25 protein-coding genes, 1 tRNA gene and 1 pseudogene are annotated in these 15884 nt (G+C 66.7%); 15 read left to right on the forward strand and 12 right to left on the reverse strand.

The features are described from left to right. Window positions 1–112 precede the first annotated feature (112 nt). Window positions 113–196 (reverse strand) — tRNA-Leu (locus KBY78_RS09035). A 75-nt stretch (window positions 197–271) separates the two neighbouring features. Here KBY78_RS09035 and KBY78_RS09040 point away from each other — a divergent pair. The 5 genes from KBY78_RS09040 to feoB are packed head-to-tail and all read left to right on the forward strand — an operon-like array spanning window position 272 to window position 4181. Next, window positions 272–508 (forward strand): NAD(P)H-quinone oxidoreductase subunit L, encoded by a 237-nt coding sequence (locus KBY78_RS09040; protein ID WP_006171145.1) that lies wholly within the window; start codon window positions 272–274, stop codon window positions 506–508. Beyond that, window positions 505–840 carry a DUF3007 family protein gene (locus KBY78_RS09045; RefSeq protein ID WP_255143307.1) on the forward strand — a complete coding sequence of 112 codons (336 nt, stop codon included), beginning with the start codon at window positions 505–507 and terminating at the stop codon, window positions 838–840. The genes KBY78_RS09040 and KBY78_RS09045 overlap by 4 nt, the downstream gene beginning before the upstream one ends. Before the next feature lie 43 nt (window positions 841–883). Beyond that, on the forward strand, window positions 884–1714 hold the full coding sequence (trpA, locus tag KBY78_RS09050) for a tryptophan synthase subunit alpha (protein ID WP_255143308.1): 831 nt from the start codon (window positions 884–886) through the stop codon (window positions 1712–1714). Window positions 1715–1722: 8 nt separating this feature from the next. Continuing rightward, window positions 1723–2376, forward strand: coding sequence for a DUF938 domain-containing protein (locus KBY78_RS09055; RefSeq protein ID WP_255143309.1), 654 nt, complete (start codon window positions 1723–1725; stop codon window positions 2374–2376). Beyond that, window positions 2373–4181, forward strand: a complete 1809-nt coding sequence (feoB, locus tag KBY78_RS09060; RefSeq protein ID WP_255143310.1) for a ferrous iron transport protein B — start codon at window positions 2373–2375, stop codon at window positions 4179–4181. Before KBY78_RS09055 ends, feoB begins: the two co-directional genes overlap by 4 nt. Here the strand turns inward: feoB and KBY78_RS09065 are convergent. Together KBY78_RS09065 and KBY78_RS09070 are read right to left on the reverse strand one after the other, a co-directional pair. Continuing rightward, the gene (locus KBY78_RS09065; RefSeq protein ID WP_006171139.1) at window positions 4144–4425 is read right to left on the reverse strand and encodes a FeoA family protein; all 282 of its coding nucleotides are present in this window, start codon (window positions 4423–4425) and stop codon (window positions 4144–4146) included. The two genes, feoB and KBY78_RS09065, sit on opposite strands and share 38 nt — an antisense overlap. A 176-nt stretch (window positions 4426–4601) precedes the next feature. After that, on the reverse strand, window positions 4602–4787 hold the full coding sequence (locus KBY78_RS09070; RefSeq protein ID WP_006171137.1) for a hypothetical protein: 186 nt from the start codon (window positions 4785–4787) through the stop codon (window positions 4602–4604). Between the two features lie 245 nt (window positions 4788–5032). Between KBY78_RS09070 and KBY78_RS09075 the strand changes: the two genes are divergently transcribed. Further along, complete coding sequence (locus tag KBY78_RS09075; protein ID WP_255143311.1) at window positions 5033–5428, forward strand: molecular chaperone DnaJ; 396 nt, start codon at window positions 5033–5035, stop codon at window positions 5426–5428. Window positions 5429–5541: 113 nt separating this feature from the next. Then, window positions 5542–5811 carry a YciI family protein gene (locus KBY78_RS09080; protein WP_255143312.1) on the forward strand — a complete coding sequence of 90 codons (270 nt, stop codon included), beginning with the start codon at window positions 5542–5544 and terminating at the stop codon, window positions 5809–5811. Between the two features lie 179 nt (window positions 5812–5990). Here KBY78_RS09080 and KBY78_RS09085 read toward each other — a convergent pair whose 3' ends face one another. Continuing rightward, on the reverse strand, window positions 5991–6386 hold the full coding sequence (locus tag KBY78_RS09085) for a c-type cytochrome (protein WP_255143313.1): 396 nt from the start codon (window positions 6384–6386) through the stop codon (window positions 5991–5993). A gap of 25 nt (window positions 6387–6411) precedes the next feature. Further along, the gene (locus tag KBY78_RS09090; RefSeq protein ID WP_006171130.1) at window positions 6412–6645 is read right to left on the reverse strand and encodes a DUF3136 domain-containing protein; all 234 of its coding nucleotides are present in this window, start codon (window positions 6643–6645) and stop codon (window positions 6412–6414) included. Window positions 6646–6810: 165 nt separating this feature from the next. Between KBY78_RS09090 and KBY78_RS09095 the strand changes: the two genes are divergently transcribed. Both KBY78_RS09095 and KBY78_RS09100 read left to right on the forward strand, forming a co-directional pair. Then, window positions 6811–7290: a GNAT family N-acetyltransferase gene (locus KBY78_RS09095; RefSeq protein ID WP_255143314.1), complete on the forward strand. Its 480-nt coding sequence runs from the start codon at window positions 6811–6813 to the stop codon at window positions 7288–7290. Window positions 7291–7300: 10 nt separating this feature from the next. Next, complete coding sequence (locus KBY78_RS09100; protein WP_255143315.1) at window positions 7301–7885, forward strand: Nif11 domain/cupin domain-containing protein; 585 nt, start codon at window positions 7301–7303, stop codon at window positions 7883–7885. Here the strand turns inward: KBY78_RS09100 and KBY78_RS09105 are convergent. The 5 genes from KBY78_RS09105 to KBY78_RS09125 form a co-directional block, all read right to left on the reverse strand. After that, a complete protein-coding gene (locus KBY78_RS09105; RefSeq protein ID WP_255143316.1) occupies window positions 7776–8267 on the reverse strand; it encodes a phosphate-starvation-inducible PsiE family protein in 492 nt (163 codons plus the stop codon). The two genes, KBY78_RS09100 and KBY78_RS09105, sit on opposite strands and share 110 nt — an antisense overlap. Continuing rightward, a complete protein-coding gene (locus KBY78_RS09110; RefSeq protein ID WP_006171124.1) occupies window positions 8267–8488 on the reverse strand; it encodes a hypothetical protein in 222 nt (73 codons plus the stop codon). Before KBY78_RS09110 ends, KBY78_RS09105 begins: the two co-directional genes overlap by 1 nt. A 108-nt stretch (window positions 8489–8596) precedes the next feature. After that, window positions 8597–8959, reverse strand: coding sequence for a hypothetical protein (locus tag KBY78_RS09115; protein ID WP_255143317.1), 363 nt, complete (start codon window positions 8957–8959; stop codon window positions 8597–8599). Beyond that, entirely contained in the window at window positions 8959–9381 is a 423-nt protein-coding gene (locus KBY78_RS09120) for a YkvA family protein (RefSeq protein WP_255143318.1), read from the reverse strand. Before KBY78_RS09120 ends, KBY78_RS09115 begins: the two co-directional genes overlap by 1 nt. Window positions 9382–9476: 95 nt before the next feature. Beyond that, the gene (locus KBY78_RS09125; RefSeq protein ID WP_255143319.1) at window positions 9477–10400 is read right to left on the reverse strand and encodes an RNA polymerase sigma factor RpoD/SigA; all 924 of its coding nucleotides are present in this window, start codon (window positions 10398–10400) and stop codon (window positions 9477–9479) included. Window positions 10401–10611: 211 nt separating this feature from the next. Here KBY78_RS09125 and KBY78_RS09130 point away from each other — a divergent pair, with 211 nt between their 5' ends. Both KBY78_RS09130 and KBY78_RS09135 read left to right on the forward strand, forming a co-directional pair. After that, window positions 10612–11118 (forward strand): DUF2214 family protein, encoded by a 507-nt coding sequence (locus tag KBY78_RS09130; protein WP_255143320.1) that lies wholly within the window; start codon window positions 10612–10614, stop codon window positions 11116–11118. A gap of 255 nt (window positions 11119–11373) precedes the next feature. After that, window positions 11374–11904, forward strand: a complete 531-nt coding sequence (locus tag KBY78_RS09135) for a matrixin family metalloprotease (protein ID WP_255143321.1) — start codon at window positions 11374–11376, stop codon at window positions 11902–11904. Here the strand turns inward: KBY78_RS09135 and KBY78_RS09140 are convergent. Both KBY78_RS09140 and hisIE read right to left on the reverse strand, forming a co-directional pair. Beyond that, window positions 11901–12257: a hypothetical protein gene (locus tag KBY78_RS09140; RefSeq protein ID WP_399215615.1), complete on the reverse strand. Its 357-nt coding sequence runs from the start codon at window positions 12255–12257 to the stop codon at window positions 11901–11903. The two genes, KBY78_RS09135 and KBY78_RS09140, sit on opposite strands and share 4 nt — an antisense overlap. A gap of 45 nt (window positions 12258–12302) precedes the next feature. Next, the gene (gene hisIE, locus KBY78_RS09145) at window positions 12303–12971 is read right to left on the reverse strand and encodes a bifunctional phosphoribosyl-AMP cyclohydrolase/phosphoribosyl-ATP diphosphatase HisIE (RefSeq protein WP_255143324.1); all 669 of its coding nucleotides are present in this window, start codon (window positions 12969–12971) and stop codon (window positions 12303–12305) included. A gap of 71 nt (window positions 12972–13042) precedes the next feature. Between hisIE and KBY78_RS09150 the strand changes: the two genes are divergently transcribed. The 4 genes and pseudogenes from KBY78_RS09150 to KBY78_RS09165 all read left to right on the forward strand — a co-directional run. Further along, a complete protein-coding gene (locus KBY78_RS09150) occupies window positions 13043–13510 on the forward strand; it encodes a 6-carboxytetrahydropterin synthase (RefSeq protein WP_255143322.1) in 468 nt (155 codons plus the stop codon). After that, the gene (locus KBY78_RS09155) at window positions 13510–14481 is read left to right on the forward strand and encodes a permease (protein ID WP_255143325.1); all 972 of its coding nucleotides are present in this window, start codon (window positions 13510–13512) and stop codon (window positions 14479–14481) included. The genes KBY78_RS09150 and KBY78_RS09155 overlap by 1 nt, the downstream gene beginning before the upstream one ends. Continuing rightward, complete coding sequence (locus tag KBY78_RS09160; protein WP_255143323.1) at window positions 14457–15152, forward strand: TIGR03943 family putative permease subunit; 696 nt, start codon at window positions 14457–14459, stop codon at window positions 15150–15152. The genes KBY78_RS09155 and KBY78_RS09160 overlap by 25 nt, the downstream gene beginning before the upstream one ends. Then, window positions 15149–15884, forward strand: a pseudogene (locus tag KBY78_RS09165) (hypothetical protein); the annotation flags it as partial. The gene KBY78_RS09160 and the pseudogene KBY78_RS09165, both read left to right, overlap by 4 nt.

Raw genomic sequence — 15884 nt, forward strand, 5'->3', positions numbered from 1 at the left:
CCAACCGCTGGTCAGAGGAGCTCGCCGCCCCGGGCGCCTGGCTGCCGGCTGGGCTGATCAGCCCCACAGCCGCCAGCCCACCGACCAGCACACCCAGAAGCCGCTGAGGCGATGGGGGCAGGGGGACTTGAACCCCCACAGCCTTGCGGCCTGCGGATTTTAAGTCCGCTGCGTCTACCAATTCCGCCATGCCCCCGACCCAGGGATCCTAGATTTGCGTCACCTTGCCTCCACGGTTGTGCCGCTCCCTGGGTTGCTCAGCTCCATAACGATGGATCTGGGGTCGATCTCCTCTGAAACTCTGCTGGTGCTGGGCGCCTATCTGGTGCTTGCTGGCGCCTACCTCGTGGTTGTGCCCCTGGCCCTCTATGCCTGGATGCACAAGCGCTGGACCGTGATGGGCAAGATCGAGCGCACGGCGGTCTACGGCCTGGTGTTTCTGTTCTTCCCGGGCCTGATCCTGTTCGCCCCCTTCCTGAATCTGCGCATGGCGGGTCAGGGGGAATGAACCGGGGCCAGGCACTGCTGATCGGGCTGGGGGTGTTCCTGGCCGGAGGCCTCGGCTATGCGGGCTTCAAGGCGGCGGGTTTCGAGGGCTTTTCGGCCGGGATCGCCGCCGAAGCGCTGCTGATTCTCCTGGTGATGGGCTGGACGGGCACCTACCTGCTGCGGGTGGTCACCGGAAAGATGAGTTTCATGGAGCAGCGCCGCCGCTACCGCGCCGCCTTCGATGCCCTCACCACCGAAGAGCTGCAGAAGGAATTCGATGCCCTCAGCCCTGCAGAGCAGGAGAAGCTGTTGCGGGAGATCGGCCAGTGGCAGGACGACGCCGCAGCCTGACCCCATAGGCTCGGAGCATGCCTGCCTTCGCCCAACGGCCCCGATGAGCGCCGCTCCCGCCACCCTCGCCAGCACCCCGATCCAGCGAAGCTTCGCTGAGCTCAAGCATCAGGGGCGCTGCGCCCTCATGCCGTTCCTGATGGCGGGCGATCCCGACCTCTCCACCACCCGAGCCACCCTGCTGGCCCTGGAGGCCGAGGGAAGCGATCTGATCGAGCTCGGTATCCCTTACAGCGATCCCCTGGCGGACGGGCCGGTGATTCAGGCCGCCGCCAGCCGGGCCCTCGCCGCCGGCACCACCCCCACTGCTGTGCTGGAGATGCTCGCCAGCCTGAAGGGTGAGCTGACGCTGCCCGTGGTGCTTTTCACGTACACCAACCCGCTGCTCAACCGCGGGCTCGAGACGTTCTGCCGCGAGGCCGCCGCCGCCGGTGCCGCAGGTCTTGTGGTACCCGACTTGCCCCTGGAGGAGGCAGAGCGTCTCTCGCCCATCGCCACCAGCCACGGCCTCGATCTGGTGCTGCTGGTGGCCCCCACCACTCCCGTCGAGCGGATGGCGAGAATTGCTGAGGCAAGCCGTGGATTCACCTACCTGGTGAGCGTCACGGGGGTCACCGGTGTACGCACGAACCTGGAGAGCCGGGTGGGCGATCTGGTGCAACAACTCAAGGGCCTGGGGCCTAGACCGGTGGCGGTGGGCTTCGGCATTTCGGGTCCCGAACAGGCCCGTCAGGTGCGCGACTGGGGTGCCGATGGAGCGATCGTGGGCAGCGCCCTGGTGAAGGTGATGGCGGCGGCCCATCAGCAGGGCTTGGATCCAGCCCCCGCCGCCGCCCGATTCATCGCCGACCTTCGCCGGGCCCTCGATGCCTGAGGACGGCCATGGCACCTGAGGATTCGAACGTTTCCCTGCCCCATTCGGAGGCCTGCGAACGCAACAAGGAAGCGATCCTCGAGGTCCTGCGCCAGTGGTTGGAGGAAGGCCACCGGGTGCTGGAAGTGGGCTCCGGCACAGGCCAGCACGCCGTTCATGTCTGCCGCCATCTGCCGGTGGTATGGCAGCCCAGCGACCGGGCCGTCAACCTGAGCGATCTGCACCGCCGCTGCCAGCTGGAGGGTCAGGCCAACGGCCAACTGGGCTGGCTGCTCGAACCCGTGGAACTCGACGTGCTCCAGCCGCACTGGCCCGCGGGCCCCTTTGACGCGGTGTTCAGCGCCAACACGGTCCACATCATGCCCTGGAGCGCCGTGCCGAAGTTGCTCGAGGGCAGCGCCCAGGTGCTGCGGAGGTCAGGGCTGTTGCTGCTCTACGGCCCCTTCCACGATGGCGGCCGTCACACCAGCCCAAGCAACGCCGCCTTCGATCAGCACCTGCGCAGCCTCGATCCCGCCATGGGGGTGCGCGACGCCCAGGCGCTCACCGCCCTGGCCGCTGGCTGCGGATTGCGGGCCATCGACGATCTGCCGATGCCTGCCAATAACCGTCTGCTGGTGTTCCGCCGGGTGGCGGCGGCGGGGTCTGAACCCCAGCCATGACCACGGCCTCCGCAGTGCAGGTGGCCCTGCTGGGGCTGCCCAACACCGGCAAGTCGACGCTGTACAACAAGCTCACCGGCGGCCACGCCCATGTGGCCAACTGGCCTGGGCTCACGGTGGAACTGCTGCGGGGTTCCCTGCCCGCCGATGCCGCCGGCCGCCCTTACGACCTGATCGATCTGCCCGGCATCCATGACCTGCGCGGCAGCAGTGAGGATGAAGCTGTCGTGCGCCGCTTCCTCAGCGCCACCCGCCCGGATCTGGCGGTGGTGGTGCTCAATGCCAGCCATGCCAACACCCAGCTGAGACTGGCCCTGGAGCTGCAGGCCACCGGACTGCCCCTGATCCTGGCGCTGAACATGGGCGATGAAGCCCAGCGATACGGGGTGCGGATCGACCACCAGCGCCTGGCTGCCGATCTTGGGCTGCCGGTGCTGGTGATCAGTGCCCGCCGGGGCGAGGGACTCGACACGCTGCTGGAGCGCATCCACGGCTTTGACCAGCTGCAGCCCGCGCTCACCCGGCTGGTGCCTGAAGCGGAGCTGGAGGCGCACCAGGCCCGGCTGGTGGCGAGCTGCATCGAGGGCCACGACCAACCCAATCCGGATCCCCAGCGCGACCGCCTTGATCGGCTGCTGTTGCACCCACTGCTGGGGCTCCTCAGTTTCTTGGTGGTGATGCTGGCGGTGTTCCAGCTGATCTATGCCGTGGGCGGACCGATCCAGTCTTGGCTGGGAACCCTGTTCGACGCGGTGGAGGTCAAGCTGTTGCAACCGGCCCTGCAGAGCCTGGCCCTGCCGGATTTTTTCAGCCGGCTGCTCAGCGAAGGGCTGTGGATGGGGGCTACCACGGTGATCAGCTTCATGCCGATCATCTTTCTCTTTTACATGATGATCGCCCTGATCGAAGACTCGGGTTATCTGGCCCGATCGGCCTTTCTGATGGATGGGGTGATGCACTGGCTGGGCCTCGATGGCCGCAGCTTTGTGCTGCAGATCATGGGCTTCGGTTGCAACGTGCCGGCGATCATGGGTACCCGGGTGATCCGCGAGAGGCCCCAGCGCTGGCTGGCAATGCTGATGATCCCATTCTCGCTCTGCCAGGCCAGGCTCACGGTGTTTGTCTTCATGGCCGGCGCCTTCTTTCCCAGGCCCTGGTGGGCAGCTGGGGCGGTGATCTTCGGCTTCTATGTGGTCAGTTTCGCGGCAGCGGTGCTCACCGCCCTGCTGTTCAAACGGGTGTTCCCCAGCCAGGGGGGGTTCGTACTGGAATTGCCCCCTTACCGAGCTCCCAGCCTGGGCACGGTGTTCAGCCGGGCCTGGCGCGAGATGGTGACGTTCTTCTTCACCACCCGCCGCTTCATCATTCTGGGGGTGATCGCCATCTGGCTGCTCAACAACCTCCCCCCGGGGGTGGATCACCTCTCCGGCCAGTCACTGGCGGGCCAGATCGGCCGGCTGGTGCAGCCGCTGCTGGGGCCGATCGGCATGAACCCGGAGCTGACCATCTCGCTGATCTTCGGCTTCATCGCCAAGGAAATCCTGCTGGGGGCCATGGCGGTGATCTATGCCACCCGCGAGAGTGCGCTGGCCAGCGCGGTGGTGGGTGCGATCCGGCCGCTGCAGGCCCTGAGTTTCATGATGTTCACCCTGCTGTACACACCCTGCCTCTCAACAGTGGCGGTGCAGCTGAGGGAAAGTCGCAGCGGACGCTTCGTGGCGCTGTCGCTGGTGTGGTCGTTCAGCCTGGCCTGGGTGATGGCCTTCCTCACGTATCAGGGAGGGCTTCGACTCGGTTTTGGCTGAGCGGCAGCGCCTCCATCTGGGCGGCGTCCGCTCGGCGCAGCATGAAATCCAGCAGGCCCATGCGCAGGTGCAGGATGCCCCCGGGTCGCCCCCGGCGCATCACCACCAGGTGGCAGCCCGGCTTTACCCCCATGGCGCGCAGGCGACTCTCGAGGCTGGGACGACTGGGGAGGCTGAGCAGCTCGAGCGGCTGATCGAGAGGCGCTTCGGCCAGGTTCATGTCCTGGTTCAGGGCTGCCTGCACTTAAGCAGCGCGGCAATCAGAGGGCGATGTGCACGAAAAGTTCGCCGAGGGTGGCCGTGAGCGCTCCCAGCAGGAGCAGGCGGGTGGTGCCGCCGAGGAGGCGGGAACAGATCAGATAACGGATGGGAATCACAACGGGGTCTCCTTGAATTGGAGGTCAGGCACGGATGGATCGCTCAGGCGCTGGCCGTGTCGAGCTGCTGGAGCTGATCGAGTGCCAGCGCGAAGGCTGGTGAGCCATGGCGTGAGAGGGGCCAGCGGCGCACCCAGCAGGTGCTGGAATCGGCGTCGATGCTGAGCACCTGATAGGTGTGGTCAGGGCTGCTGGTGAGCCGGACCATCTGGCCTTGGTGGAGGGTCATGGGAAGCAGGAAGTTCTCTGGACTGTCTGGGCCCCGGTGCCTCAAGGCCGCAGGCTGTTGAACCGAAGTGTGACGGCGGCCATGGGCGAACCCAGGACTTGAGGCAACGTAACGGAGTATTTCTGTAGCTTGACAAGCAGTTGCTATTCTGTAGTCACTGTCTGCGGATGAACACCTGGTCCAGGATTGTTCGCCCCGGCCACTCGGTCAGTGGTCCGTGATGCATCAGGCTTGACTCAAGATTGGTGACGAAGATGCCCCAGACCCTGCGCCAGCCTGTCTCACCCCTGGCTCGCACGAGGCCAGCTGAGCGGGAGCCGAGCAAAGGGTTCGGGACCAACAAGGCCACACGAACCAGCGGCGGCCGCGCCAAAACCCAGGCCAAGGGCGGCAGGAAACGCAACCCAGCCCTGAGCAAGGCCGACTGGGGGCCCCTCGGCAAGCACCCCGACCTCGACGCCATCGTGGCTCGCCAGCGGCTGCACCTTCCCCGCTGCGGCCGCATCACGGCCCCAGATGTGACCCGCGCCTGGAAGCTGGCTGCCGCCGAGCACCACCCCGACCGCGGCGGCCAACACGACACCATGCAACTGGTCAATGGCGCCCGTGACCTGCTCCTGGGCCGGGGCGTCAAGGGCTGAGCGCTCAGGAGAGCTGCTCGTCGCTGCCAGTCGTGGGTCACGCCGGTCGGCAGATCAACCGTCCAGCCCACCCTTAACCTTCCTCACCTGAAGCATTCCCACAGGGGCAACCGATGGCCAAATTCATCCTCTGGGGCACCTACAGCCCCGACGTGCTCGAGCGGCGCGGGCCCTTCCGGGACGAGCATCTGGCCGGGTTGCGGCGGCAGAAGGAGGGAGGAGTACTGCTCACCCTCGGGCCCACCGCCTGCAACACCAGGGTGTTCGGTCTCTATGAAGCCGAGAGCCAGGAGCAGGTGGAGGCCCTGGTCAAAGGAGATGTCTACTGGCGGCAGGGGATCTGGACCAGTGTGGAGGTCTACCCCTGGATTCAGGCCTTCTGAAGCCCTGCGGGGAACTCAGATGTGGGGCGATCAGGGATGGCGATGAAGGCACATCCACATGAGGCCAGGCGGTCAACGAGCCCATGGGCTTGGTCACGGCCATTTCATTCACCCAGCGCGAGATCTGGCGGGCGGCGGAGGTGAACGGACAGGTGACGCTCCCGCAGTCCCCCCCTCCATCACACGGTTTTCGCCTCTGCAGCCCAGTCCCCCAGCGCCTGCTGCCCCCCCCAGCCGCCCACCGCCTCTGGCCCCCCTGGCCCCAGCACCTCCCCATACCCCGACATCTGACCCAGGCCGGCTGAGGCAATGGCGGCGATGGCCCCGGGGCCTGTGATGCCATTGCGCTCCAAGGCCTTGAGCTTGAGGGTCTTGCCGCGGCGCAAGATGTTTCCGCCGTTGATGTGGCAACCGGCACAGTGGTTCGCGAACAGGCTTTCGCCGGAAGCCGCTGGAGATTCACCCCACACCGGCCGGGGCCACCAGATCAGCAGCAGCAGGCCCAGCAACGCCAGAAATCCCAGCCACCGGCGCCAGGCCTGGGGGCCGGGGGATGAGGCTTGCATCGAGGACATCCGGGCTCCCTTCACGCCAGGAGCGTCAGTCTGACGGTTTCTCAGCCGCAAGGGCCCGCAGGTAGCGGCGGTACAGATCCTCAGGTGAGCGGTAACGCTGGGGCAGCGAGCTGTGCAAGGCACTGAGGTTGTGCCAGCAGAGGGTGCGCTCGATGCGCTCGAGGCTGCGTCCGTCGGCCACAAGCCGGCGCAGGGCCTGGCAATAGGCCGAAAATCCCGCTTCCAGTTCACCGATGCTGAGCGCTCGTGAGTCGGCCATGGCGATCCCTGACGTTCGCCGTGTGGACACGGCCAAACGCTGAACCTGCGTCCACGCTATGCAGCAGGCCTCGCGGCACTCGGCCATTCCCAACGGCCACAGCAAAGTTGTCTTAAATCGTTGAGCCGCCCCGATACCCTCCCAGCAGCCAGCCAGGGGCGATCCATGCACAGCCTGCGACCCCTCACCCCCCAGGATCTCGAAGAGGTGCGCGAGGTGTACCGCGACGCTGTGCTCAGCCAGGCCCCAGTGCTCTACACACCAGAGCAAGTGAAGGCCTGGGCGGATGTGGTGCTCGAGAGCTCCCCCCTCGAGACGATCCTCGAGCAGGGAGTGGGTCTGGCCAGCTGCTCCGACGCTGGCGCGGTGATCGAGGCCTTCGCGGTGCTGGAGCCAGCCGATCGCATCTCTCTGCTCTACTGCCGCGGACGGGCCAGCCGCCAGGGCCGGGGCACAGCCCTGCTGCAGGCTCTCGAATCACTCGCTCGGGGCTACGGCAGCCGGCGGCTTTGCACCGAAGCCAGCTTCCTCTCCCGCCCCTTGTTCGAGCGGGAGGGCTGGTGCGTCGACTGGATCGAGGAGCTCACGATCGCCTCGGTGCCCTTTCGCCGCTTCCGTATGGTCAAGGATCTGACGCTCGACTGAGCGCCCTGCCATGGCCGAGGAGCAGCTGCAGGCTTTTCTCGAGAAGGTGCGCCAGCTCAACGCCTTCGTGGCCCAGAGCGAAACGCGTCCCGAGCTGCGGGAGGTCCTCGCGGCCTGCTCCAGCCACCACGAGGTGGTAGCCCTGGCCAGGGCACAGGGCTATGAGATCGGCAGGCGCTGGGGAGAACCAGTCCCTGGAGCAAGGAGGAGTGCTGGACCGGGCAACCTGCTGGACAGCCCCTGTCCTGCGGCAGGGGAGGAAAGGCTGGATGTGCTGCTGGAGAGCCCTGTCCTGCGCCTGGAGCGGATTCACTCCTGTGCCCACAGCACCGCCATGGGCCGGTGGTACGACCAGCCGGAGACCGAATGGGTGCTGGTGCTTCGCGGAAGCGCCAGGTTGCGCTTCGAGGATGAAGCGGAAGCGCGGGACCTGGCCGCAGGCGACAGCCTGCTGATCGCGCCCCGTCGACGTCACCGGGTGGTGGCTACTGATCCGGCTCCCGGAACACTTTGGCTCGCCCTCTTCTGGACGCCTTCTCCATCAGGGTGGAGGAGCGCACCAGCCAGTAGCCCGCCGACAAGCTCACCACCGTGATTCCCAGTCCAACCAGCAGCAGAGGTTTGTCCTCCGCACCGGGCTGAAGCACGATCACCTTCCGGGCCACGGCGGTGAGGGCGGTGAGCAGCACCAGCTCAATCTGAACCACATGGTGGCGCAGGTAGGCGGTGACGTTCTGCAGCACCTCCAAGGCGATCAGAACGGTGAGGACATCACCGAGGATTTTGATCAGATCGTTACCCAGCCAGCCGGTGTTGGGGTTGAAGAACTCCTGCCACACCCGAAAAATCAGCTGTGAGGTGGAGGCGACCAGCACCACGCAGAGGAGGATCGAGAGCGCCTTGGCCAGTTGACGCTCGAAACGGTCGACAAGCGCCAGGAACGCCTCGTCGTCGAACAGGCCGGAGAATCTGGCCATCAATTATTGAAGGGCTCGAATTTGGGTCGAGCTGGGGTGTCACCAGGCGGGTTCCTGAGCTTGGTGTTGCACGTGACGGACCCATCCTTGGGGTCGGTGACGCAATCGGTGGGCTCCACCTGAGTGGGTACGCCCACGTTGCTGCCAGGGCCGAGGTTGTAGCGCAGGCTCTGGGCCCGCAGGACTGAGGGGGCCAGAGCGAGCAGAGCAAGAACCGCCATCAACAGTGGCGCGGCAGACGGTGGAATCTGCCCTGGGCTCGTCAGGGTCTTGGGGGAAATGGGTGCCATGGAGAGCGTCGTGGCTGCTGCCACTCTGCCTTCCTGGGGCTAAATCCGTTGGTCCTGTCGGATCTCCTCAAGCAGGAGATCCAACTGACTCTGGGAAATCTCTCCCGCCTCATTCGGATGGCCTGGTTCCCCCTCGTCCCGCTGCCAGAGCTCCTCGATGCCACAGAGCCGGGCCGCCAGGGCGCTCAGCCCCCCCTGCGCATGGAGTTGCTGGAGGGTATCGAGCAACACCGGCATCCGGATCGATTCAGCGCGCAGGGCCCGTCGCAGGTCGGCTTGCGTGCGTCCCTGGTGGCGCAGCCAGTCTTTGAGGAAGGTCTGGAGATCTTCCAGCTGTTCGCCGCTCAGGAATGCATGCCCGGCAGGTGCCGTGCTGGCTGGAGGGCTGCTGTGGTCTGGCATCAACGGCCGGGGGGGAACCAGCGATCCAGCTTGCGCCGGGCCCTGGAGCGGATGTCTGGGGTCAGGTGGCGCCCCGTTAGGCCTAGCAATGCCGTGAGCGCCACCAGATCATCGCTGAAGCCGGCAGCTGGAATGAAATCAGGGATGAGATCGAATGGCAGCAGCAGGTAGGTGAGTGCCGCAAGCATCGTCAACCGCACCTGGCTAGGGGTACTGCCATCCAGCAGCAGTTCCAGGCATTCCAGAGCCGGCAGGGCGATGGCACGGCCTGCCCTGCGCAACAGCCGCTGCAAAATCCCCTCATCGACCACCGTGCTCTCCAGCACTTCCGCTTCAACGGTGGTCTGATCCCCCACATCTGAGTCTCCTCTGGAGGAGGACCCATCGGAGAAATCGGAAAAGCCGGAATCGATTGGAGCCATAGCTCGCTCTAGGAGCAACGGACACCGTCATCATCGTCAGCTGAGCCTGAGCAGACAAGGACGGTTTCAGTCCGATTTCGGACGGTGATCCGGCCCTAGCCCGCTTCCACGAGGCCGCTCTGGACGCCGGCCTTGCGCAGTTTGCGCAAGGCCCGCTGCACCACCTGACGGCAATACTCGCGGCTGCAGCCCAGCTGTCGAGCCACCTCGGCGAGGGTGCGCCATTCATGGCCGCCATCGAGCCCGAAGCGCAGCATCACCACCGTGCGCTCACGGGGGGTGAGATTCGAGACGTCCAGCAATCTCCACACCGACGCGCTGCGCTCAGCCAGCTCAGCCCGCTCCATGGGGGGCATTTCATCGCTGGCCAGCACATCCACCAGCTCGGTGGGATCCGACTTGGATTTGACCACCCCCTGCAGGCTGACCGTGACACTGCGCAGTTCACAGGACAGCAGGTCTTCCACCTCCGCGAGTGGAAGGTGCATGTTGGCGGCCAGCTCCTGCGGCGAGGCCGTGAGGCCATTGGCCTGCAGCAGCCTTGCTTTGGCGGCGCGCAATTTGGTGAGCTTTTCGTTCACATTCACCGGGATGCGGATCGTGCGGCTCTGGGTGGAGAGGGCACGGTTCAGCCCCTGGCGGATCCACCAGTAGGCATAAGTGCTGAAACGGTGGCCGCGGGTGGGGTCGTACTTCTCGACAGCCCGCACCAGGCCAAGGGTTCCTTCCTGGATCAGGTCGAGCAGATCCAGACCCTTTCCCTGATAGCGCTTGGCCAGGTTCACCACCAGGCGCAGATTCGCCGTGATCATCTGATCCTTGGCCCGCTCACCCGTGCGGATGGTGCGACGCTCCACATCGTTGTAGTCGCAGGCTTCTCCGTTGCCACCGGCCTGGGCACAACGCTCATTGAGCGCGACCATCGCCTGCACCTTTCGCCCGAGGGTGAGCTCCTGGGTCGGGGTGAGCAGTTGATGACGTCCAATCTCTCCGAGAAAGGCACTCAACGAGCTGGCCATGTATTACCTCGAAGCTTCGTTGAATCTAGAGCAGAAATTCATTTCTCTCAAAACCACCAGAAAGGCTTCCAACTTCCAACTTGCTTCGGTATTCGGAATGAATTTCGAATGTGGTTCCAGCACATGCCTGCGACATGATCAGCTCGGCTGGCGGCTCGGCGCTGCCTCTGGCTCGCTACCGTCATGCCCCCGACCGAGCAAGGCTTTGGCCATGACAGCCCTGGTTCATCTGCCCGCTGCCCTGGTGCTGCCCACCGGCGTTCTGCCCAGTGCAGCCGTGGCCTATGTCCATTACCTCAGCTTCATGGTCTGCTTCGGGGCCCTGGTGCTGGAGCGCCGCCTGATCCGGCCTGATCCCGATCGCTCGGTGGCCATCACGATGGTCATCACCGACATCGTCTACGGGATCGCCGCTTTGCTGGTGCTGCTCAGCGGCATCCTGCGGGTGCTGCACTACGGCCAGGGCAGCAGCTTCTACACCGAGAATCCTCTGTTCTGGTGGAAGGTGGGGGTGTATCTCAGCGTGGGAGCCCTCTCGCTCTACCCCACGGTCACCTACATCCTCTGGGCCCTGCCATTGCGGAAGGGGGAGTTGCCCAAGGTGAGCCAGGGCCTGGCCAACCGTTTGGGCTGGATTCTCAACATCGAGCTGGTGGGCTTCGCCACCATCCCCCTGCTGGCCACGCTGATCGCCCGTGGCGTGGGTCTGCCGGGCTGAGGGCACTGGGTGTCAGGCTTCCTCCTTTCACGGCTCCGTCCAGGTCTGCACGCCCTTGTGCTGATCGCGCTGATCCTGGTGGCTCCGGTTGCAGAAGCACCCCCAGCAGGGGCAGATTCTGAAGGCGAGCAGAGTTGTCCCGTTGCCAGCGCCAGCCGTGCCGCCAGACCCTCTCCCTCAGCAGTCGATGGCACGGCTACAGCTCAAAGGCCAACACCAGCCGGGCCAAGCGGCAGCCACGACTACCGACACGTCTTGGAGACCACACCCCTGGGCTGGCCCCGGCTCGATCGCTGGTGCGTCTGGGTGCAGCCCCTGGGGGAGACCGGACCCGGCTCTCGCTTCGAGCAACGCTGGCAGCAGGCGGTCAACGGTGCCCTGACCAGCTGGGCCTCAGAACTCACCCTGGTGATGGTGAGTGATCCCGCCCGGGCCCAGATCCTGATCCAACGGCGCCGACCTCCGCTCCTGGATGCCAACGGGCGCCGCCGGGCCAGCCATGGCCGGGCCCTGCTTGAGCTGCTGGAGGTCCAGCGCCAGGGTGCCTGGCACCTGGAGCCCCGTGTGGAGGTACTGCTGAGCCCCGATCAGCGCCTGGAGGCCCTTCAGGCCACCGCGCTGCACGAGCTTGGCCACGCCATCGGGCTCTGGGGCCACAGCGATGAACCAGCGGATGCCATGGCGGCTGTGCCCGGCGCCCAGCCGGTGCTCAGCCTCAGTGCTCGCGATCGGGCCACTGTGCGCTGGCTGTATCAGCAGCCCAGTCGCTTCGGACTGCCGCCCTAGGGCGTGTTCTGGTGGTGGTGCTGAGCAGGTGTCCTGGCGGGATCCACCGGCAAGGACACAGGCGGGGTCGCCGGTGGGTTCAGCCGCACCAGTCCATGGCCCTCGAGGCCGGCCCACCACACGCCCATCGTGGTGACCCCTGCGGTGAGCACCCCCATGTTCACCACCGCCGCCGACACCAGACCCATCGAGACGGCCCCGAGGCTGATCACCCCCATCGGCACCACGCCAATGGCCACCACACCCATGGGAACGATCCCGATCGAGATGATCCCCAGGGGGGCGACGCCGGTGGCCACAAGCGGCGGGCGGCCTCCACAGTTGGCGGAGCTGTCCTGGGGCGAAGGAGACAAGGGGCCTGGCTCAAGTTCTCCGACCCTATTCGCGGCCTCAACTCCTCAACTCCGGCGAGGAGCGCCACGGCGGGCGGCCAGCACCTCCAGCACCCGGCGCCACTCGACCCCGTGCTGGGCCAGGGCCACCTGGAGGTGAAAGATCAGATCGGCCGCCTCCCCGGCGATGCCATCGGCCTCGTCGTCCTTGCAGGCCATCACGAACTCGGCACTCTCCTCACCGATCTTCTTGAGGATGCGGTTGTCACCTCCCTCCAGCAGGCGGTTGGTGTAGCTGCCCTCCACGGGATGATCGCGGCGATCCTTGATCTGCCTCGCCAGCTCGGTGCAGGCATCGGCCGGGGGGACGCCGGGAGCCGAAGCGTTGATCGCCTCGCTGCCGGCGGCTGTGAAGAAGCAGCTGCGCCTACCCGTGTGGCAGGCCACATCCCCCACCTGCTCCACGGTCAGCAGAAGCACGTCGCTGTCGCAGTCGTAGCGGAGGCCCTTCAGCCGCTGCAGATGGCCACTGGTGGCGCCCTTGTGCCACAGCTCGGCCCTGGAGCGGCTCCAGTAGTGCACTTCACCCGTGGCCAGGGTCCGTTTGATCGACTCCTGGTTCATCCAGGCCAGCATCAGCACCGCCCCATCGAGCCAGTCCTGGGCGATGGCGGGAATCAGGCCGGCCCCATCGAAGCGCAGCTGATCCAACCAGGGGGCGGGGTCGGCCCCGATCGGGCGGGGGGGCTGAAATGATGCCTCCAAGGAGGGGAGTCCGGCTGCTGCGATCCTCTCCCATCCCGGAGATGGCCCTGTTCACCTGCTCGAAACAGTTCAGCGGTTACCCCTGCTGCCACCGCCAGTGGAGGCACCGGGGCCACTGCCGCTTCGTGCACGGCTACAGCCGCAGCTTCACCTGCTGGTTTCGGGCCAGAGAGCTCGATGTCAACGGCTTCGTGGTGGATTTCTCGGGCCTCAAAGAGCTGGAGGCCCGACTGGCCGGGCAATTTGATCACACCTTCCTGGTGAATGCCGATGACCCGCTGCTGGAGCAGTGGCGCTCATTGCACGATCAGGGAGCCCTCGACCTGCGCGTGATGGCCAACGTGGGGATGGAGAGCAGCGCTGAGCTGGTCTGGGGCTGGGCCAACGAGCTCCTGCGCGCTCGCGACAAGGGCCGCAGCAGCTGCTGGAAGGTGGAGGCGCGCGAGAACGAGCGCAACGCCGCCTGTTACGAGGCCACCCCCGAGTGGTTCGCCCAGGGCCGGCCGTGATGGGCGTGGAGCGGTTGGCCACCACCTGGGCCCTGTTCCAGGCGTTGCTGGTGGAGGCGATGCCCTTTCTGCTGATCGGGGTGGCCCTCTCCACCCTGGCTCGCTGGATCAGCCCCGGGGGGCAGTGGGTGCGAGCCCTGCCCGCCCACCCGCTGCTGGGCCCCCTGAGCGGTGCGGCCCTGGGCTTTGCTCTGCCCGCCTGCGAATGCGGCAACGTGCCCATGGCCCGGCACCTGCTGGTGAAGGGGGCACCGATCGCCACCGCCCTGGGGTTTCTCTTCGCGGCACCGGTGCTCAATCCGATCGTGCTGGCCAGCACCTGGGCCGCCTTCCCCGATCAGCCCTGGCTGCTGGCGGCACGGCCCCTGGGGGCCCTCCTGATCGCGGTCGCCCTGGCCACGCTGCTGCGGCTCCTGCCCGACAGCCAGCTGTTGCAGCCGGCTCTGCTGGAGGAGCGACGGCTGAGTCAGCCCCTGGGGGAGGTGACGCTGCTGGAGCGGCGCAGTGGCCTGATCGGAGCCCCGGCCAGCGCCGCCGTCCCCGCCCTGGGTGGATCCAGCCGCCGTCCCCCCCTGGGACAGGTGCTCTCCCACGGTGGCAGCGAGTTTCTGGAGCTGGCCCTGCTGCTGGTGATGGGTTGCGCGATCGCCGCCCTGGTGCAGACCGTGGTGCCGCGCCAGTGGTTGATCGCGGTGGGAGGCACCCCCACCCTCTCGATCCTGAGCCTGATGCTGCTCAGCCTGGTGGTCTCGGTGTGCTCCAGCGTGGATGCCTTTCTGGCCCTGGGTTTTGCCGCCCAGGTCACCCCCGGGGCGGTGCTGGCCTTCCTGCTGCTGGGGCCGGTGATGGACCTCAAGCTCGTGGGGCTGTTCGGCATCCTGTTGCGGCCCCGCGCCATTCTGCTCACGGCCGGGGCGGCGTCCCTGGTGGTGTTGCTGATCGGTCAATGGGTCAACCTGGTTCTGCTCTGAGCCCTGGCCGGCTCAAGGCCCTGGCGCTGGCTCTTTGGGGCGTTGCACTGTTGCAGAGCGCCCTGAGCGGACGGCTTGATCTGCTGTTGCGGGCTGTGTTCCATCCGCTGGTGTGGGGCAGCGGGATCCTGCTGCTGCTGCTGGCCGCGGTGGAGATCAGCGGTCGCTGGCGCGACGGCAGCCGCGCCAGCGGCCGCTGGACCTCCCTGCTCAGCATCGGCGCGGCACTGGCGGTGCTGGCCCTGCCCCCCAGACCCTCCTTTGCCGATCTGGCCGCCAACCGCCAGGCCAACCTGCTGGAGGAGCCGGGCCTGAGCTTCGTGCTCCCTCCCGCACAGCGCAGCCTCACCGACTGGGTGCGCTTGCTGCGCGCCGAACCTGATCCCCGGCTCTACGCGGGAGATCCGGTGCGCATCAGCGGTTTCGTTCTGCCCATGCCCGGCGAGGAGCCGCACCTGGCCCGCCTGCTGGTGCGCTGTTGCCTGGTGGATGCCGTGCCGGTGGGGCTGCCGGTGCGCTGGCCCGCCGGTCAGCCCAGCCCCCGGGCTGACCAGTGGCTGCTCCTGGAGGGGGTGATGGTGAGTGAATCGGTGGGAGGCCGCCAACGCAGCGTGGTGGAAGCCCGGCGGGTGGAGCCGATCCCCAGGCCCCGCCAACCGCTGGAGCCATGAGGGTGTCTCCACTGCACTGGTGGCGCCGGCAGAAGCGCCTGAGAGTGATGCTGATCGTCGCTGTGGCCGTGGCTCTGCTGCAGCAGCAAGTGCTCTGGCACCGGCCCCCACGCCTGCTGGAGCTGCGCCAGGCCAGCGCCAGCTCCGGACCGGCGGCTCTGAGCCTGCGCTTCAGTCGGCCGATGCGGGCTCCCAGCGTGGCCACGAGCAGCCAGCTGCAACCGCCCCTGCCCTTCAGCATCCAGGGGGAGGGCAATCCGCTGCTGCTGCTGCCCGCCGTCGGGACCCGCATTGAAGAACCCCTGCAGTTGCGGCTGGAGGGGCGCGACCAGCGGGGGCTGTCCCTTCCCCCCCAGCGCTGGTTCTGGGATCCCCGCCCCGATCTTCTGGCCGTGGTGCCCGTGCCCGGAGGCGAGCAGGTGCGACTTCGCACAGCCGGGGGGGCCTGGAGGCCCCTGACTCCCGTATGGCCCTCCATCCCCCAGACCGTGGCCCTCGGCGATGGCTCGGGTCTTGGAGTCGTCAGCCGCGACCTGCAGGGGGGCCATCGGGTCTGGAAGCTCGAACTGAAGCGCCGGCACCTGGCCCCACGCTCCAGCGAACGGGCTCCAGCCCAGCTTGGGGCCCTGGAAGCCTTCAGTACCGAGAGCTTTGTGTTCGCCAATTTGTGCAGCAACGCCTGCGGCGATCTGCTGGTGCAGGCGTCCGCCCAGGCCCAGGGGCCTGAGTCCC

The organism is Synechococcus sp. EJ6-Ellesmere, assembly GCF_024345875.1.
Classification (GTDB): Bacteria; Cyanobacteriota; Cyanobacteriia; order PCC-6307; family Cyanobiaceae; genus Regnicoccus_A; species Regnicoccus_A antarcticus.

Coding starts and splice junctions, on each gene's coding strand:
- KBY78_RS09040 (WP_006171145.1), top strand. CDS start 272: ATGGATCTGGGGTCGATCTCCTCTGAAACTCTGCTGGTGCTGGGCGCC.
- KBY78_RS09045 (WP_255143307.1), top strand. CDS start 505: ATGAACCGGGGCCAGGCACTGCTGATCGGGCTGGGGGTGTTCCTGGCC.
- trpA (WP_255143308.1), top strand. CDS start 884: ATGAGCGCCGCTCCCGCCACCCTCGCCAGCACCCCGATCCAGCGAAGC.
- KBY78_RS09055 (WP_255143309.1), top strand. CDS start 1,723: ATGGCACCTGAGGATTCGAACGTTTCCCTGCCCCATTCGGAGGCCTGC.
- feoB (WP_255143310.1), top strand. CDS start 2,373: ATGACCACGGCCTCCGCAGTGCAGGTGGCCCTGCTGGGGCTGCCCAAC.
- KBY78_RS09070 (WP_006171137.1), bottom strand. CDS start 4,787: ATGACCCTCCACCAAGGCCAGATGGTCCGGCTCACCAGCAGCCCTGAC.
- KBY78_RS09080 (WP_255143312.1), top strand. CDS start 5,542: ATGGCCAAATTCATCCTCTGGGGCACCTACAGCCCCGACGTGCTCGAG.
- KBY78_RS09085 (WP_255143313.1), bottom strand. CDS start 6,386: ATGTCCTCGATGCAAGCCTCATCCCCCGGCCCCCAGGCCTGGCGCCGG.
- KBY78_RS09090 (WP_006171130.1), bottom strand. CDS start 6,645: ATGGCCGACTCACGAGCGCTCAGCATCGGTGAACTGGAAGCGGGATTT.
- KBY78_RS09095 (WP_255143314.1), top strand. CDS start 6,811: ATGCACAGCCTGCGACCCCTCACCCCCCAGGATCTCGAAGAGGTGCGC.
- KBY78_RS09100 (WP_255143315.1), top strand. CDS start 7,301: ATGGCCGAGGAGCAGCTGCAGGCTTTTCTCGAGAAGGTGCGCCAGCTC.
- KBY78_RS09105 (WP_255143316.1), bottom strand. CDS start 8,267: ATGGCCAGATTCTCCGGCCTGTTCGACGACGAGGCGTTCCTGGCGCTT.
- KBY78_RS09110 (WP_006171124.1), bottom strand. CDS start 8,488: ATGGCGGTTCTTGCTCTGCTCGCTCTGGCCCCCTCAGTCCTGCGGGCC.
- KBY78_RS09115 (WP_255143317.1), bottom strand. CDS start 8,959: ATGCCAGACCACAGCAGCCCTCCAGCCAGCACGGCACCTGCCGGGCAT.
- KBY78_RS09120 (WP_255143318.1), bottom strand. CDS start 9,381: ATGGCTCCAATCGATTCCGGCTTTTCCGATTTCTCCGATGGGTCCTCC.
- KBY78_RS09125 (WP_255143319.1), bottom strand. CDS start 10,400: ATGGCCAGCTCGTTGAGTGCCTTTCTCGGAGAGATTGGACGTCATCAA.
- KBY78_RS09130 (WP_255143320.1), top strand. CDS start 10,612: ATGACAGCCCTGGTTCATCTGCCCGCTGCCCTGGTGCTGCCCACCGGC.
- KBY78_RS09150 (WP_255143322.1), top strand. CDS start 13,043: ATGGCCCTGTTCACCTGCTCGAAACAGTTCAGCGGTTACCCCTGCTGC.
- KBY78_RS09155 (WP_255143325.1), top strand. CDS start 13,510: ATGGGCGTGGAGCGGTTGGCCACCACCTGGGCCCTGTTCCAGGCGTTG.
- KBY78_RS09160 (WP_255143323.1), top strand. CDS start 14,457: ATGGGTCAACCTGGTTCTGCTCTGAGCCCTGGCCGGCTCAAGGCCCTG.